Source organism: Burkholderia cepacia (genome assembly GCF_029962485.1).
Classification (GTDB): domain Bacteria; phylum Pseudomonadota; class Gammaproteobacteria; order Burkholderiales; family Burkholderiaceae; genus Burkholderia.
Map to the genome: position 1 here is coordinate 135,145 of NZ_CP073637.1, position 15,000 is coordinate 150,144.

Sequence of the window (15,000 nt, forward strand, 5' to 3'; positions counted from 1 at the left end):
CGATGCAGAACCGGGAGACGGTTGCCGCGGGCGGCGAACCGCGCGACGTGCGGCTGTCGGGCGAGGCGCTCGACGGCGTGCTTGTCGCCGAACTGGGCGAGGCGCTCGTCACGCGTTCTGCCGACATCGATCCGCGCTACTTCACGGCGTACAACGAGCCGGCCGGCGTGCGGCCGCGCGCGCTGGTACGCCCGCGCAGCGTCGACGACGTGTCGCGCACGCTCGCACTGTGCGCGCGGCTCGGGCAGCCGGTCGTGCCGCAGGGCGGGCTGACCGGGCTCGCGCATGGCGCGGTCGCGCTCGGCGGCGAGGTCGTGCTGTCGATGGAGCGCTTTGCCGGTATCGAGGCGATCGACGTGGCGGCCGGCACGATGACCGTGCGCGCGGGGACGCCGCTGCAGACGGTGCAGGAAGCCGCGGAAGCGGCGGGTTTCACGTTCGGCGTGGATCTCGGCGCGCGTGGCTCGTGCCAGATCGGCGGCATGCTCGCGACCAATGCGGGCGGCACGCGCGCGATCCGCTACGGAATGATGCGCGAGCAAGTGCTCGGGCTCGAGGCCGTGCTCGCGGACGGCACGGTCGTGTCGTCGATGAACCGGATGCTGAAGAACAACGCGGGCTACGACCTGAAGCAGTTGTTCATCGGCAGCGAGGGGACGCTCGGCGTCGTCACGCGCGCGGTGTTGCGGCTGCATCCGCTGCTCGCCGTGCCGGCTACCGCGCTTTGCCGTGTGCGCGATTACGACGCGGTGGTCGCGCTGTGGAACCGCGTGCGCACGTTGCCGGAAGTCGTCAGTTTCGAAGCGATGTGGCCGGCGTTCTACGATTACGTCGCGCGTCATACGCCGGGCGTCTCGGCGCCGTTCGTCGGCGACGATGGCTTCGCGGTGCTGATCGAATGCGCGACGAGCGCACCCGGCGGCGATGCGCACGAGGCGCTGGAAGCGGGCCTCGCGGCCGGGTTCGATGCCGGGCTGGTGGACGACGCGGTGCTCGCGACGTCGGAGCGGCAGGCGCGCGACCTGTGGACGCTGCGTGAAGGTCTCGCAATCGATGCGCTGCCGCATCTCGTCAATTTCGACGTGAGTTTGCCGACGGGTGAACTCGGCGCGTTCGCCGAACGCTGCGAGGCGGCACTGCGGGCGCGTTGGCCGGACGTCACATGCCTGTTCTTCGGCCACGTCGGCGATGGCAACGTGCATATCGGCGTATCGCTGGCCGGGATGAGCGACGCGGACCTCGATGCGCTCGATCACTGCGTGTACGCGGTCGTGCGCGACATGGGCGGCTCGGTGTCGGCCGAGCACGGGATCGGCGTGCTCAAGCGCCCTTATCTCGCGCACACGCGCAGCGATGCGGAAATCGGGCTGATGCGACGCCTGAAGGCCGCGCTGGACCCGCACGGCATCCTCAATCCCGGCAAGGTACTTTGACAGGGTCGATTCCCGTGACTGACGGGAATCGACCTGCGTGACACGTCAGCCGTCCACCCAGCGCAGCGCGCCGATCTTCAGGTGTTCGACGACGCTGCGTGCCCAATCGAGCTCCGCATTGAGCAGCACCAGCGCATGTTCGTTCTGCAGCAGGAACAGGCGCGGCACCTGGTCGGCCTGCGCGGTGGCGCGCAGCGCTTCCAGCCGTTCGCGTTCGGCGTCGAGCCGCGCGATCCGCAGTTCGAGTTGATGGCGGGCATCTTCGGCATCGAGCAGCGGCAGGAACGCGAGGCCGGCGCCGAACACCGGGAATTCACGCGCGGGCTCCGCGAGCAGCGCATGCAGCCACGCCTGTCCCGCCGTGTGCCCGGCTTCGGTCAGCGCATACAGCGTGCGCTCCGGAAACGCGCCGTCGCGCTCGGTGTCGTGCACGGCGATCAGCCCGTCGCGCAGCAACCGGTCGATCGTCTGGTAGAGGCTCGTGCGCTGCCGCACGTTGACGACTTCGTCGTGTCCGCGGGCCTTCAGTTGCTGCAGCATCCCGTACGGATGCATGGGCGTTTCGGTGAGCGTCGCGAGGACGGCCAGCGCGAGCGGGGATGGGCGGCTCGTGGACATGAATAGTTAGTTAATATCTAGTAAGAATATAACTATTCTCATCGATACTATCTTATTTCACAAGGGTTTCAGCCGAGGTGCGATCGCTTGGCAGCCGGCGCGACGGTTTCCATCGTCGCGAGACCATGCACGATTCCGCAATCCTCGACCGAATGCTCGCCGACGCATTGGCGGCGCAATTCGGTGAGCTGGTCGCGCAGATGCGTGAGTTCCGCGAGGCGCGCATCGACGTGCCCGATGTGATCGTCGAGCAGCGAATTGATCGAATCGCAGCGGTCGGCCGGGGTGTCGGTGAGCTGCAGCAGCGCGCGGATTTCATCGTGCGCCATGTCGAGCGCGCGGCAGTTGCGGATGAAGCGCAGCCGTTCGACGTGCACGTCGGTGTAGTTGCGGTAGTTCGAGTCGGTGCGCTCCGCATCCGGCATCAGCCCCTCTTTCTCGTAGAAACGGATCGTCTCGGGGGTGCAACGGGCCGCTTTGGCCAGTTCGCCAATCTTCATGCCTTTCTCCCGTGTAAGGGTTGACCTTGTAGTGGCTTCAGGGTGTTAACTCTACACCGTCAAGCCACAAAGGAGGTTGTCATGACCGACGCCAAGCGTCCCCACGACCCACGACACCGTCATGCCGGCGGCGCCGATGCGTGCTGCGCCGACCCGCGCGACACGCAGACGGCGACCGTAGCCGACGCGGCGCCGGCGGCCGGCGAGCGCGCGCACGGCGAGGCTGCATCGCGCGGCCACGACCATGATCACGATCATTCGCACGGCGGCGCGCACCAGCACGGCGCGACGTCCGCGCACGATCATGCCGCGCACGACGAAGCGGGTCATGACCACGACCACGACCATGATCATTCACGCGGCGATGCGCATGTGCACGGCGCGACGTGCTCGCACGACCACGCCGCGCATGACCATTCCGGTCACGACCACGACCACGACCACGACCACGACCACGACCACGACCACGACCACGACCACGCGGCCGGCGACTGCTGCGCGCCTGCGGCACTGACGCTCGCGCCGCTGCCGGTCGCGCAGGCGACGGCGTCGGGCCACGTGCGCTCGGCGTTCCGGATCATGCAGATGGACTGCCCGACCGAGGAAACGCTGATCCGCAAGAAGCTCGGCGGGATGAACGAGGTGTCGGCGCTCGAATTCAACCTGATGCAGCGGATGCTGACCGTCGAGCACGTGCCCGGCGCACAGCCGGCGCTCGAAAGCGCGATCCGCTCGCTCGGGATGACGCCCGAGGCCGCGACGGCCGGCGCACCGGCGGCGCGCGTCGCCGACGCGCCCGCGAAGCCGTGGTGGCCGCTGGCGCTGGCCGGCGTCGCCGCGATCGCATCCGAAGGCGCGACGTGGGCCGGGCTGCCGGTGTGGCTCGCGGCGGCGCTCGCGCTCGCCGCGGTGCTTGCGTGCGGGCTCACCACGTACAAGAAGGGCTGGATCGCGATCCGCAACGGCAACCTGAACATCAACGCGCTGATGAGCATCGCGGTGACGGGTGCGATGGCGATCGGCCAGTGGCCGGAAGCCGCGATGGTGATGGTGCTGTTCACGATCGCCGAGCTGATCGAGGCGAAGTCGCTCGATCGCGCGCGCAATGCGATTCAGGGCCTGATGCAACTCGCGCCGGACACCGCGACCGTGCAGCAGGCCGACGGCTCGTGGCGCACGATCGAGGCCGCGCAGGTCGCGCTCGGCGCGGTCGTCCGCGTGAAGCCGGGCGAGCGGATCGGGCTGGACGGCGAAGTCGTCGCGGGACGCTCGACGGTCAACCAGGCGCCGATCACCGGCGAGAGCCTGCCCGTCGAAAAGACGACCGGCGACGCCGTGTATGCGGGCACGATCAACGAATCGGGTTCGTTCGAATACCGCGTGACGGCCGTCGCGGCGAACTCGACGCTCGCGCGGATCATCCACGCGGTCGAGGAAGCGCAAGGCGCGAAGGCGCCGACGCAGCGTTTCGTCGACCAGTTCGCGCGCGTCTACACGCCGATCGTGTTCGCGGTCGCGCTGCTGGTGGCGGTGGTGCCGCCGCTCGTCATGGGCGGCGCGTGGCACGACTGGATCTACCGCGCGCTGGTGCTGCTCGTGATCGCGTGCCCGTGCGCGCTGGTGATCTCGACGCCGGTGACGATCGTGTCGGGTCTCGCGGCTGCCGCGCGGCGCGGGATTCTCGTGAAGGGCGGCGTCTACCTGGAAGAAGGGCGCAAGCTCGCGTGGCTCGCGCTCGACAAGACCGGCACGATCACGCACGGCAAGCCGGTGCAGACCGACTTCGACGTGCATGCGGACGACGCCGATGCAGCACGTGTGCGCCACCTCGGTGCGAGCCTTGCGGCGCGCTCCGATCACCCGGTGTCGCAGGCGATCGCGGCCGCGGCGCGCGATGCCGGCACGGCGGCATTCGCCGATGTGCAGGACTTCGAAGCGATCGTCGGGCGCGGCGTGCGCGGCACGATCGACGGCACGCGCTACTGGCTCGGCAACCACCGGCTCGTCGAGGAGCTCGAGCGCTGCTCGACGGCGCTCGAAGCGAAGCTCGACGCGCTGGAGCGGCAGGGCAAGAGCGTCGTGGTGCTGGTCGACGAAGCGCGCGTGCTCGGCATCTTCGCGGTGGCCGACACGATCAAGGACACGAGCCGTGAAGCGATCGCCGATCTGCACGCGCTCGGTATCCGCACCGCGATGCTGACGGGCGACAACCCGCATACCGCGCAGGCGATCGCGCAGCAGGCCGGCATCGACGACGCACGCGGCAACCAGTTGCCGGAAGACAAGCTCGCGGCGGTCGAGGAGCTGTCGGCCGGCGGCGCGGGCGCGGTCGGGATGGTCGGCGACGGGATCAACGATGCACCGGCGCTCGCACGTGCCGACATCGGTTTCGCGATGGGTGCGATGGGCACCGACACGGCGATCGAGACGGCCGACGTCGCGCTGATGGACGACGACCTGCGCAAGATTCCCGCGTTCGTGCGGCTGTCGCGCGCGACGCACCGCGTGCTGGTGCAGAACATCGGCTTCGCGCTCGGCGTGAAGGTCGTGTTCCTCGGCCTCACGGTCGCGGGGCTCGGCACGATGTGGATGGCGGTCTTCGCCGACGCGGGCGCGAGCCTGATCGTCGTGGCCAACGGCTTGCGGCTGCTGTCGTCCTCGGGGGCGTTCGGCGGTACGCAGGCCAAGCGTTGAGGAGCGGGCGATGAGCTTTCTGAAACGAATCCTGGGCGGCCACGGCGGTGGCCATGGCAGCGGGCACGGCAACGGCGGCAGCGGTGGTCACGGCGGCGGCGGGCATCACGGCGGGCAGCGCCGGGACGGGCAGGGTGGCCACGACGCACGCGGCCGCGATCGCCATGGCTGGGGCTGGCAGGCGCCGGCCGACGCGAATGGCGGGCAGGGCGGCAACGTGCCGCTGAGCCAGCTCGCGTGTGCGGGCTGCGGCGCGCTCAACGCGGCGGACGCGCGTTTCTGCGCGCAGTGCGGCGCGGCGCAACGCAGCCGGGCTTGCGGCCGCTGCCACACCGCGCTGGCGGCCGACGCACGCTTCTGCCCCGGGTGCGGGACGCAGGCGACGTAACAAGCATGCTGCTCATTTGCGCCGGCCGGGCATGAACATCGGCCGGCGCGCTTCGTTTCACGGCCGGCGCAGCGGCCCGTCGCTCAGCGCAACGGCAGGTGGATCTCGGTACGCAGGTCGGCCGGCGCCGCGTCCATCGGCGTATTGAGGTAGAGCTCGAACGGCGGCGCGTCGACGGCCTCGCGGCCCGAATGACGCAGCCAGTCGCCATAGAGCCACTGGTAGGCCGACTTCAGGTCCGCATACGGCCCCGTATGCAGCAGCACCGCGTATTCGCCGCCCGCGACCGTCGCGCGTTCGACCGGCGGCACGGGCTCGACGTCCGGCGCGCCGTCGGCCGGCATGAAGCACGCCTTCGCGCGCAGCTGCGCTTCGGGCGTCGTGTCCGGATCGTCGTAGAAAATACCGATCATCTTCGCGCCCGGGCCGATCAGCCCATGCTGCCCGACCCAGGCGCCGATCCGCCCGAACGCCTCGCCGACCTTCATGTACGCGCCGGTGTGCGTCACCGCGTAGCCACGCAGTTCCGGCAGCCGCCGGATTTCGACTTCGTGCTTGAACATGTCTTCCTCTCCTCTCTGTAGCGGATAGATCGGCCGGTGGACGCCGGCGCGCCGGTGCTGCGCAGGCGGCACGGAACGCCCGCGCGAACGCGTGCGCCGAACCGTAGCCCGCCCGCCGCGCGATCTCGTCGATCGGCCGTGCAGTGCACACGAGATCCTCGAACGGGCGCACGGATCCGCATCCGCCGCACCGCCAGCACGATCGACTCGCCGTACGGCGCGCGGTACACGCGTTGCCAGTGAACCGGCGACAGGCACGCGACTTCGGCAAGCCGGTTCAGGTCGAGCGGGCCGTCGAGATGCGAGCGGACGGTTTCCGAACGCGCGCCACGCGCGCCGCATAGCGGATCCACGCGGGTTTGTCGGCTTTCGTTTCGGCTGTCGTCGACGTGTCCGGGCAAGAACCGAAGCCACGGTATCACGGGCCGAATGGATAAATCTTGCGGAAATGCGTAGTCATCCTGAATCCGCCCCTTTTTAATTTTGCCGAAATGGGGTCTTGCCCCCCTGCGATCTATGACTAAAGTTAAAGACGGTGAAATCGGGTGATCGCGTCATTTTTCTCGGGTAAGTTGCTCGAACCGGTCAGCACGCTTTTCGAAGTACGCAGGTAGTTCGTCGATGTTCAATCGCAACACCACGTTTTTCGGGAGAAGAAGAAATGGATGCTTCCAGCTTCATCACGTCGCTGCAGGCCACGCTAGGCGGATACCTGCCCAAGATCGCCGGCGCGATCGGCATCCTGGTGATCGGCTGGCTGATCGCCGTGGTGGTGCGGGCCGGCGCGCTGCGCCTGCTCAACGCGCTGAAGGTCGACAAGCGGATCACCGACAGCACCGGCCAGGGCGCGTGCGTCGAGCGCATCATCGCCGGCGGGCTGTTCTGGCTCGTGCTGCTCGTCACCGCGGTGGGCATCTTCAACGTGCTCAACCTGTACGCGGTCTCCAATCCGTTCTCGCTGCTCGTCACGCACATCGTCAACTATCTGCCGAACCTGATCGGCGGCGCGGCGCTGACGCTGATCGCGTGGCTGATCGCGTCGCTGCTGCGCAGCCTCGCGAACCGCGCGCTGAAGGCCAGCAAGATCGACGACAAGCTGTCCGAAGGCGCCGGCATGCAGCCGATGAGCGGCTATCTCGGCGACGTGCTGTTCTGGCTCGTGATCCTGATGTTCCTGCCGGCGATCCTCGCGTCGTTCGCGCTGTCGGGCCTGCTGTCGCCGGTGCAGGGGATGGTCGACAAGCTGCTCGCGATCGTGCCGAACCTGTTCGCGGCCGCGGTGATCGGCTTCGTCGGCTGGATCGTCGCGCGCGTGCTGCGCGGTCTCGTGACGAACCTGCTCGTCGCCGCCGGCGCCGATCGCCTCACGCAGCGTCTCGACAGCCCGACGCCCGTGCGCGTGTCGAGCCTGATCGGCACGATCGTCTACGTGTTCGTGTTCGTGCCGACGCTGATCTCCGCGCTCGACGCGCTGAAGATCGAAGCGATCTCGATCCCCGCGACCAACATGCTGAACCAGTTCCTCGGCGCGGTGCCGGACATCGTCGCGGCGATCGTGATCGTGCTCGTCACGTTCTACTTCGCGCGCTTCGTCGCCTCGCTCGCGCAGAAGCTGCTGGAAGCCGCCGGCGTCGACGGGCTGCCGACCGTGCTCGGCGTCGAGCGCGTGTTCTCGGGCATCCTGCAGCCGTCGGTGCTGGTCGCGCGGCTGATCGTGTTCTTCGCGATGCTGTTCGCGTCGGTCGAAGCCGCGAACCGGCTCGGCTTCTCGCAGGTGCGTGACGTCGTCACGCTGTTCATCGAATTCGGCGGCCACGTGCTGATGGGCGGCGTGATCCTCGTGATCGGCGTGTGGCTCGCGGGCCTTGCGCGCCGCGTGATCGAGCAGGCCGACCGGGAACACAGCGTGCTGTTCGCGCGCATCGCGCAATTCGCGATCCTCGGCCTCGTGTTCGCGATGGGGCTGCGCGCGATGGGCATCGCGAACGAGATCGTCCAGCTCGCGTTCGGCCTCGTGCTCGGCGCGATCGCGGTGGCGGTGGCGCTGTCGTTCGGCCTCGGCGGCCGCGAGGCGGCCGGCAAGCTGCTCGACCGCTGGTTCAACCAGCGCGGCGGCGGGCAGTAAGCACGGGCGATCCGGCCCGCGTCGTGCGGCCGGATCGTCGTTGCAACCCGCGCGGCCGGTGTTTCCGCAAGCGAAATGTCAGCCGCGATCTTTGCCGAATTTCGATAACACGTCGTTTAATGACTCTCTAGCATCGATTCTCAGTCGCGCTGGCCGGCAGGCCCGGCGCCTTTGAGGAGAGAGTCCGATGAAAGCAGAGTCGAATGGCCGGCCCGCCGCCGGCGCCAAGTCGTCCGGCCAGCCCGCGCTGCAGCAGACGCTCGGGACCTGGCAACTGTGGGGCATCGCGGTCGGCCTCGTGATTTCAGGCGAATACTTCGGCTGGAGCTACGGCTGGGCGAGTGCCGGTACGCTGGGTTTCGTCGTCACCGCGCTGTTCGTCGCGGCGATGTACACGACCTTCATCTTCAGTTTCACCGAGCTGACGACGTCGATCCCGCACGCGGGCGGCCCGTTCGCGTATGCGCGCCGTGCGTTCGGCCCGACCGGCGGTTATCTCGCCGGCGCCGCGACGCTCGTCGAGTTCGTGTTCGCGCCGCCCGCGATCGCGCTTGCGATCGGCGCGTACCTGCACGTGCAGTTCCCGGGCCTCGAGCCCAAGCATGCGGCGATGGGCGCGTATCTCGTGTTCATGGCGCTGAACATCGTCGGCGTGCAGATCGCGGCGACCTTCGAGCTGGTCGTCACGCTGCTGGCGATCTTCGAGCTGCTGGTGTTCATGGGCGTCGTGTCGCCGGGCTTCGCGTGGAGCAACTTCACGAAAGGCGGCTGGTCGGGCGCAGATCATTTCAGCGTCGGCGCGTTCCACGGGATGTTCGCGGCGATCCCGTTCGCGATCTGGTTCTTCCTCGCGATCGAAGGCGTCGCGATGGCCGCCGAGGAAGCGAAGAACCCGAAGCGCTCGATTCCGATCGCCTACGTGGCCGGGATCCTGACCCTCGTTGCGCTCGCGATCGGCGTGATGGTGTTCGCCGGCGGCGCGGGGGACTGGACCAAGCTCGCGAACATCAACGATCCGCTGCCGCAGGCGATGAAGTACATCGTCGGCGCGAACAGCGGCTGGATGCACATGCTCGTGTGGCTCGGGCTGTTCGGGCTCGTCGCGTCGTTCCACGGGATCATCCTCGGCTATTCGCGCCAGATCTTCGCGTTGGCCCGCGAAGGCTACCTGCCGGAGTGGCTCGGCAAGGTGCATCCGCGCTTCAAGACCCCGCACCGCGCGATCCTCGCGGGTGGCGTGGTCGGCATCGCGGCGATCTACAGCGACGAGCTGATCCAGTTCGGCGGGCAGACGCTCACCGCGAATATCGTGACGATGTCGGTATTCGGTGCGATCGTGATGTATATCGTGAGCATGGCGTCGCTGTTCAAGCTGCGCCGCACGCAGCCGAACATGGCGCGGCCGTTCCGCGCGCCGCTGTACCCGATCTTCCCGGCCTTCGCGATCCTGGCGGCGCTCGTCTGCCTCGGTACGATGGTGTACTTCAACGGGTTGGTCGCGCTGGTGTTCCTGGGCTTTCTCGCGGTCGGCTACGCGTACTTCCTCGCGACCCGTTCGCAGCGCGAGAGCGCGCCGGGCGACGCGCTGCTGGAGGAGTGAGCAGGGTGAAGGTGAAGGTAAAAGTGGCAGGCCGTTTCTGACGGTATCCGGCGCGCCCCGTCGAACGGGCGCGCCGTCGGCTTTTGGCTAGGATGGGCAAGGAGGCTCGCAGATGTCCTACACGGAGACGATCGGTCCGCGCACGTACCGCTTCGCGGACCTGAAGACGCTGCTCGCGAAGGCGAGCCCGCTGCGTTCCGGCGACCAGCTCGCCGGCGTCGCGGCGGCGAGCGAGGAGGAGCGTGTGGCCGCGAAGATCGCGCTCGCGGGCGTGCCGCTGAAGGCGTTCCTGAACGAAGCGGTGATCCCGTACGAAGACGACGAGGTCACGCGCCTCATCATCGACGATCACGATGCGCAGGCGTTCGCGGAAATCTCGCACCTCACCGTCGGCGATTTCCGCAACTGGCTGCTGTCGCCCGCGGCCGACGGCGCGGCGCTCGAACGGATCGCGCCGGGCCTCACGCCCGAGATGGTCGCGGCCGTGTCGAAGCTGATGCGCAACCAGGACCTGATCGCGGCGGCGAGAAAGCGCCGCGTCGTCACGCGCTTTCGCAACACGGTCGGGCTGGCCGGCCGGATGTCGGTGCGGCTGCAGCCGAACCACCCGACCGACGACGTGAAGGGTATCGCCGCGTCGATGCTCGACGGGCTGATGTACGGCTGCGGCGACGCGATGATCGGCATCAACCCGGCGACCGACAGCCTCGCGGCAATCGTGAAGCTGCTCGCGATGATCGACGGGTTCCGCGAACGCTACGGCGTGCCGACGCAGTCGTGCGTGCTCACGCACGTGACCAACACGATCGCGGCGATCGAGAAGGGCGCGCCGGTCGATCTCGTGTTCCAGTCGATCGCGGGCACCGAGAAGGCGAATTCGAGCTTCGGGATCTCGCTCGCGCTGCTCGGCGAAGCGCACGAGGCCGCGTTGTCGCTCAAGCGCGGCACCGTCGGCAACAACCTGATGTACTTCGAGACGGGCCAGGGCAGCGCGCTGTCGGCGAACGCGCACTTCGGCGTCGACCAGCAGACCTGCGAAGTGCGTGCGTATGCGGTCGCGCGCAAGTTCGAGCCGTTCCTCGTGAACACGGTGGTCGGCTTCATCGGCCCCGAATACCTGTACGACGGCAAGCAGATCATCCGCGCGGGGCTCGAGGATCACTTCTGCGGGAAGCTGCTCGGCGTGCCGATGGGTTGCGACATCTGCTACACGAACCACGCGGAAGCCGACCAGGACGACATGGATACGCTGCTGACGCTGCTCGGTGCGGCCGGCATCAACTTCATCATGGGGATCCCGGGTGCGGATGACGTGATGCTGAACTACCAGAGCACGTCGTTCCACGACCAGCTCTACGTGCGCGAGGTGCTCGGGCTGCGCCGCGCGCCGGAATTCGAGGAGTGGCTGGAGACGATGGAGATCGCCGACGCGCACGGCGCATTGCGCGCGGCGACGTCGCGCGTGCCGCTTTTGGCCGGCGCGAACGACTGGATGGGGTTGTCAGCATGAGCGACGCCGTCGAAAAGAATCCGTGGGGCCAGCTGAAGTCGTTCACGAACGCGCGGATCGCGCTCGGCCGTGCGGGCAACAGCCTGCCGACCGCACCGCTGCTCGCGTTCAACCTGTCGCACGCACAGGCGCGCGACGCGGTGCACCAGCCGCTCGATTCGGACGCCCTGCGGCGCGAACTGGACGCGGCCGGCTTCGCGACGCTCGGTGTGCAGAGCGCCGCGCCCGATCGCCAGCATTACCTGCGCCGGCCCGATCTCGGCCGCAAGCTGTCCGACGAAGGGCGCGCGCTGCTGGCTGCGCACGGCGACGCGGTGAGCGGCGACGGACCCGATGTCGTATTCGTGGTCGGCGACGGGCTGTCGGCGTTCGCGGCCGCGAAACAGGCGTTGCCGCTGTTGCAGGCCGTGCGGCCGCGGCTCGATGCGGACGGCTGGCGCGTCGGCCCGGTGGTGGTCGCGACGCAGGCGCGCGTCGCGCTCGGCGACGAGATCGGCGAGCTGCTGCGCGCGAAGGTCGTGGCGATGCTGATCGGCGAACGGCCGGGGCTCAGCTCGCCGGACAGTCTCGGCGTGTACCTGACGTGGGCGCCGAAAGTCGGCTGCCACGACGCACTGCGCAACTGCATCTCGAACGTGCGGCCCGAAGGGTTGCCGCACGCGGCGGCCGCACACAAGCTGCATTACCTGATGACGCATGCGCGCAGGCTCCAGCTGACGGGCGTCGGGCTGAAGGACGACAGCGATGCGCTGCTGCCGCCGGCGGACGCCGAGCGGATCGGAGCGGACTGAAAAGGGGCGTACGCGAGCCGCTGCCGTGTGGCGGCACGCGCGCCATTCGAGCGGCACGAGGGCGGCCGTCGAGGCGCCCGCTACCCGGCTACCTGAACAGCCGCTCGCACAGAAAATCGACGAATACACGCAGTTTCGGCGACAGCTGCCGGCTCGACGGCCACACGATCGAGAACTGCCCCGGCGCGATCCGGTAGTCGTCGAGCACGGTGACGAGCGCGCCGTGTTCGAGTGCGTCGCGCGCGAGGAAATCGGGCATGTAGCCGATGCCGAGCCCCGCGAGCACGGTGCCGCGCAGCGCTTCCATGTTGTTGCAGGTCATCGCGGTGCGCAGCTTCAGCGGCGTGCCGTCGTCGGCCGCGAGCGCCCAGTCCTGCAGCTTGCCGGTGGTCGGGAAGCAATAGCGCACGCAGTCGTGCGCTTCGAGGTCGCGCGGCGTGCGCGGCGTGCCGGCCTGCGCGAGATACGCGGGCGTCGCGCACAGCACGAACGCGAACGGGCCGAGCCGCCGCGACATCAGGCTCGAATCGGACAGCGGCCCACTGCGGATCACCGCGTCGAACCCGCCTTCGACGACATCCACCATCCGGTCGTTGAAATCGAGATCGAGCTCGACGTCCGGATAGCGCTGCCGGAATTCGGGCAGCACGGGCAACAGGAAGCGATAGCCGATCACCGGCAGGCTCACGCGCAGCTTGCCGCGCGGGCGCTGCGCGGAGGCCGTCACGGTCGCCTCCGCATCGCGGAAATCCTCGAGGATCCGCTGGCAGCGTTCGTAGAAGTGCCGCCCCTCCTCGGTGAGCGTGACGCGCCGCGTCGTGCGGTTGAACAGCCGCACGCCGAGCGACTGTTCGAGCTTCGCGATCGTCTTGCCGACCGCCGAGGCCGAGATGCCGAGCGTGCGGCCGGCCGCGACGAAGCTCAGCGCTTCGGCGGTGCGGACGAAGGCGACGATGCCGGTGAGGTTTTCCATTGAGTCGAAGCGTGCGTGCCGACGCACGCGACCGGGAGAATTGCGGAATTTTAGTCCGTTATATGCGGAACTTCGCGTGGTTTTTCGCGAATTGAATCGGATTTATCTTCTGTCGCTCTGACGGCGCATCCGCGCCAGCTTTTCGAGGAGCGATGATGGATCACCCTGTTTCAGCCGTTTCGGCCCGGTCGACGCGCCGGCGCGCTTGGGTGCTGGCCGCCGTCTGCATGGCCGCCGTCGCGCTGCCGTTGTCGTTTTCGGGCGGTGCGGTCGCGACGCCCGCGATCGGCCGCGACCTGCACGGCAGCCCTGTCGCGATGAACTGGATCACCAACGCGTTCATGCTCGCGTTCGGCAGTTTCCTGATGGCGTCGGGCGCGCTCGCCGATCAATTCGGCCGCAAGCGCCTGTTCGCGATCGGGGTCGGCGGCTTCACGCTGATGTCGGTCGCGCTCGCGTTCGCGCCGTCGATGCTCGCGGTCGACCTGCTGCGCGCCGCGCAAGGGCTCGCGGCGGCCGCGGCGCTCGCCGGCGGCACGGCTGCGCTCGCGCAGGAATTCGACGGCGCGGCGCGCACGCGTGCCTTCAGCCTGCTCGGCACGACCTTCGGCATCGGGCTGGCGTTCGGGCCCGTGCTGGCCGGTGGCCTGATCGGGCATTACGGCTGGCGGGCGATCTTCGTGACGAGTGCGGTGGCCGGCGTGTTGTCGCTCGTGTTCGGGCTGCCGCGCATGCACGAGTCGCGCGACCCGCATGCGACGGGGCTCGACTGGCCCGGCACGGCGGCGTTCACCGCCGCGCTGACGCTGTTCACGTTCGGCGTGATCGAGGCACCCGCGCGCGGCTGGACGAGTGCGCTCGTGATCGCGCTGCTGGCCGGCGCGGCGCTCGGCGCCGGTGCGTTCGTGATGATCGAGACGCGCGTCGCGCGGCCGATGCTCGATCTGTCGCTGTTCCGCATCGCACGCTTCGTCGGCGTGCAGGTGCTGCCGGTGTCGACCTGCTGCTGCTACATCGTGTTGCTCGTCGTGCTGCCGCTGCGCTTCATCGGCATCGACGGCTTCAGCGAGATCGACGCCGGCTGGCTGATGCTCGCGATTTCCGCGCCGATGCTGGTCGTGCCGTTCGTCGCGGCGACGCTCACGCGCTGGCTGTCGGCCGGCGTGATCTCGGGGCTCGGGCTGCTCGTCGCGGCGGCCGGGCTCGTGTGGCTCGGTATCGCGCTGCGTGGCGGCGCGGGGCCTGCGGCGATTGCGCCGATGCTCGCGATCGGCGTCGGCGCAGGCATGCCGTGGGGGCTGATGGACGGGCTGTCGGTGAGCGTCGTGCCGAAGGAACGCGCGGGGATGGCGACGGGAATTTTCAGCACGACGCGCGTGGCCGGCGAGGGGATCGCGCTGGCAATCGTCGGTGCGGTGCTGGCCGCGCTCGCGCAGACGCGGCTGGGGCAGGCGGCGGGCGCGGCCGGCACGCCGGACGCGACGCTGCGGGCGGCCGCACGGCTCGCGACCGGCGATCTCGCGGGCGCGGCGGCGGCGTTGCCGGGCGTCGGGCACGCGGCGTTGATCGCGAGCTACACGCATGCGTTCGACCGGTTGCTGACCGGGCTGGCGGTCGTCACGGTGCTGTGCGCGGTGGTGGTGTTCGTGTTCCTCGGCGGGCGGCGAGCGGCCGCCGAAGCGGGCGACGACACCGACGGGCACGCACATGCCGATGTACCGGTGCCCAGCCGGATCGCAACGGCTTGTCCGGAGGCGCACGGGCGTTGAGCGTCGCGTCGGCGCGCACGGGCGCTTCGGCCTCGG

At 68.8% G+C, this 15,000-nt stretch carries 11 protein-coding genes and 1 pseudogene; 8 read left to right on the top strand and 4 right to left on the bottom strand.

Translation table 11 applies throughout. The annotated features are described in order from the left end of the window. Nucleotides 1-2 precede the first annotated feature (2 nt). A complete protein-coding gene (locus KEC55_RS00575) occupies nucleotides 3-1,433 on the top strand; it encodes an FAD-binding oxidoreductase (RefSeq protein WP_282506314.1) in 1,431 nt (476 codons plus the stop codon). 45 nt (nucleotides 1,434-1,478) lie between these two features. Here KEC55_RS00575 and KEC55_RS00580 read toward each other — a convergent pair whose 3' ends face one another. Further along, nucleotides 1,479-2,051 (bottom strand): PadR family transcriptional regulator, encoded by a 573-nt coding sequence (locus KEC55_RS00580; protein ID WP_282506315.1) that lies wholly within the window; start codon nucleotides 2,049-2,051, stop codon nucleotides 1,479-1,481. Nucleotides 2,052-2,119: 68 nt separating this feature from the next. After that, a complete protein-coding gene (cadR, locus tag KEC55_RS00585; RefSeq protein WP_011546785.1) occupies nucleotides 2,120-2,551 on the bottom strand; it encodes a Cd(II)/Pb(II)-responsive transcriptional regulator in 432 nt (143 codons plus the stop codon). A gap of 81 nt (nucleotides 2,552-2,632) precedes the next feature. On the opposite strand from cadR, the gene KEC55_RS00590 reads away from it, so the two are divergent. Beyond that, entirely contained in the window at nucleotides 2,633-5,245 is a 2,613-nt protein-coding gene (locus KEC55_RS00590) for a heavy metal translocating P-type ATPase (RefSeq protein WP_282506316.1), read from the top strand. A 10-nt stretch (nucleotides 5,246-5,255) separates the two neighbouring features. After that, the gene (locus tag KEC55_RS00595) at nucleotides 5,256-5,633 is read left to right on the top strand and encodes a zinc ribbon domain-containing protein (RefSeq protein ID WP_282506317.1); all 378 of its coding nucleotides are present in this window, start codon (nucleotides 5,256-5,258) and stop codon (nucleotides 5,631-5,633) included. An 83-nt stretch (nucleotides 5,634-5,716) separates the two neighbouring features. On the opposite strand, the pseudogene KEC55_RS35030 reads toward KEC55_RS00595, so the two are convergent. Next, nucleotides 5,717-6,545, bottom strand: a pseudogene (locus KEC55_RS35030) (AraC family transcriptional regulator). A 312-nt stretch (nucleotides 6,546-6,857) separates the two neighbouring features. Here KEC55_RS35030 and KEC55_RS00605 point away from each other — a divergent pair. The 4 genes from KEC55_RS00605 to eutC all read left to right on the top strand — a co-directional run bounded on the left by KEC55_RS00605 (nucleotide 6,858) and on the right by eutC (nucleotide 12,222). Next, complete coding sequence (locus KEC55_RS00605) at nucleotides 6,858-8,321, top strand: mechanosensitive ion channel (RefSeq protein ID WP_176049082.1); 1,464 nt, start codon at nucleotides 6,858-6,860, stop codon at nucleotides 8,319-8,321. Between the two features lie 187 nt (nucleotides 8,322-8,508). Beyond that, nucleotides 8,509-9,921, top strand: coding sequence for an ethanolamine permease (gene eat, locus KEC55_RS00610; protein ID WP_282506320.1), 1,413 nt, complete (start codon nucleotides 8,509-8,511; stop codon nucleotides 9,919-9,921). A gap of 112 nt (nucleotides 9,922-10,033) precedes the next feature. Continuing rightward, the gene (locus KEC55_RS00615; RefSeq protein WP_282506321.1) at nucleotides 10,034-11,431 is read left to right on the top strand and encodes an ethanolamine ammonia-lyase subunit EutB; all 1,398 of its coding nucleotides are present in this window, start codon (nucleotides 10,034-10,036) and stop codon (nucleotides 11,429-11,431) included. Further along, complete coding sequence (gene eutC, locus KEC55_RS00620; protein ID WP_282506322.1) at nucleotides 11,428-12,222, top strand: ethanolamine ammonia-lyase subunit EutC; 795 nt, start codon at nucleotides 11,428-11,430, stop codon at nucleotides 12,220-12,222. Before KEC55_RS00615 ends, eutC begins: the two co-directional genes overlap by 4 nt. 88 nt (nucleotides 12,223-12,310) lie before the next feature. Here the strand turns inward: eutC and KEC55_RS00625 are convergent, their stop codons facing one another. Further along, complete coding sequence (locus tag KEC55_RS00625; RefSeq protein ID WP_282506323.1) at nucleotides 12,311-13,195, bottom strand: LysR family transcriptional regulator; 885 nt, start codon at nucleotides 13,193-13,195, stop codon at nucleotides 12,311-12,313. A gap of 155 nt (nucleotides 13,196-13,350) precedes the next feature. On the opposite strand from KEC55_RS00625, the gene KEC55_RS00630 reads away from it, so the two are divergent. Then, entirely contained in the window at nucleotides 13,351-14,964 is a 1,614-nt protein-coding gene (locus tag KEC55_RS00630) for an MFS transporter (RefSeq protein WP_282506324.1), read from the top strand. The last annotated feature ends 36 nt before the right edge of the window (nucleotides 14,965-15,000 follow it).

Bases quoted from the DNA above. Each gene is read 5' to 3' on its own strand.
- KEC55_RS00575 (WP_282506314.1), top strand. From the start codon at position 3: ATGCAGAACCGGGAGACGGTTGCCGCGGGCGGCGAACCGCGCGACGTG.
- KEC55_RS00580 (WP_282506315.1), bottom strand. From the start codon at position 2,051: ATGTCCACGAGCCGCCCATCCCCGCTCGCGCTGGCCGTCCTCGCGACG.
- cadR (WP_011546785.1), bottom strand. From the start codon at position 2,551: ATGAAGATTGGCGAACTGGCCAAAGCGGCCCGTTGCACCCCCGAGACG.
- KEC55_RS00590 (WP_282506316.1), top strand. From the start codon at position 2,633: ATGACCGACGCCAAGCGTCCCCACGACCCACGACACCGTCATGCCGGC.
- KEC55_RS00595 (WP_282506317.1), top strand. From the start codon at position 5,256: ATGAGCTTTCTGAAACGAATCCTGGGCGGCCACGGCGGTGGCCATGGC.
- KEC55_RS00605 (WP_176049082.1), top strand. From the start codon at position 6,858: ATGGATGCTTCCAGCTTCATCACGTCGCTGCAGGCCACGCTAGGCGGA.
- eat (WP_282506320.1), top strand. From the start codon at position 8,509: ATGAAAGCAGAGTCGAATGGCCGGCCCGCCGCCGGCGCCAAGTCGTCC.
- KEC55_RS00615 (WP_282506321.1), top strand. From the start codon at position 10,034: ATGTCCTACACGGAGACGATCGGTCCGCGCACGTACCGCTTCGCGGAC.
- eutC (WP_282506322.1), top strand. From the start codon at position 11,428: ATGAGCGACGCCGTCGAAAAGAATCCGTGGGGCCAGCTGAAGTCGTTC.
- KEC55_RS00625 (WP_282506323.1), bottom strand. From the start codon at position 13,195: ATGGAAAACCTCACCGGCATCGTCGCCTTCGTCCGCACCGCCGAAGCG.
- KEC55_RS00630 (WP_282506324.1), top strand. From the start codon at position 13,351: ATGGATCACCCTGTTTCAGCCGTTTCGGCCCGGTCGACGCGCCGGCGC.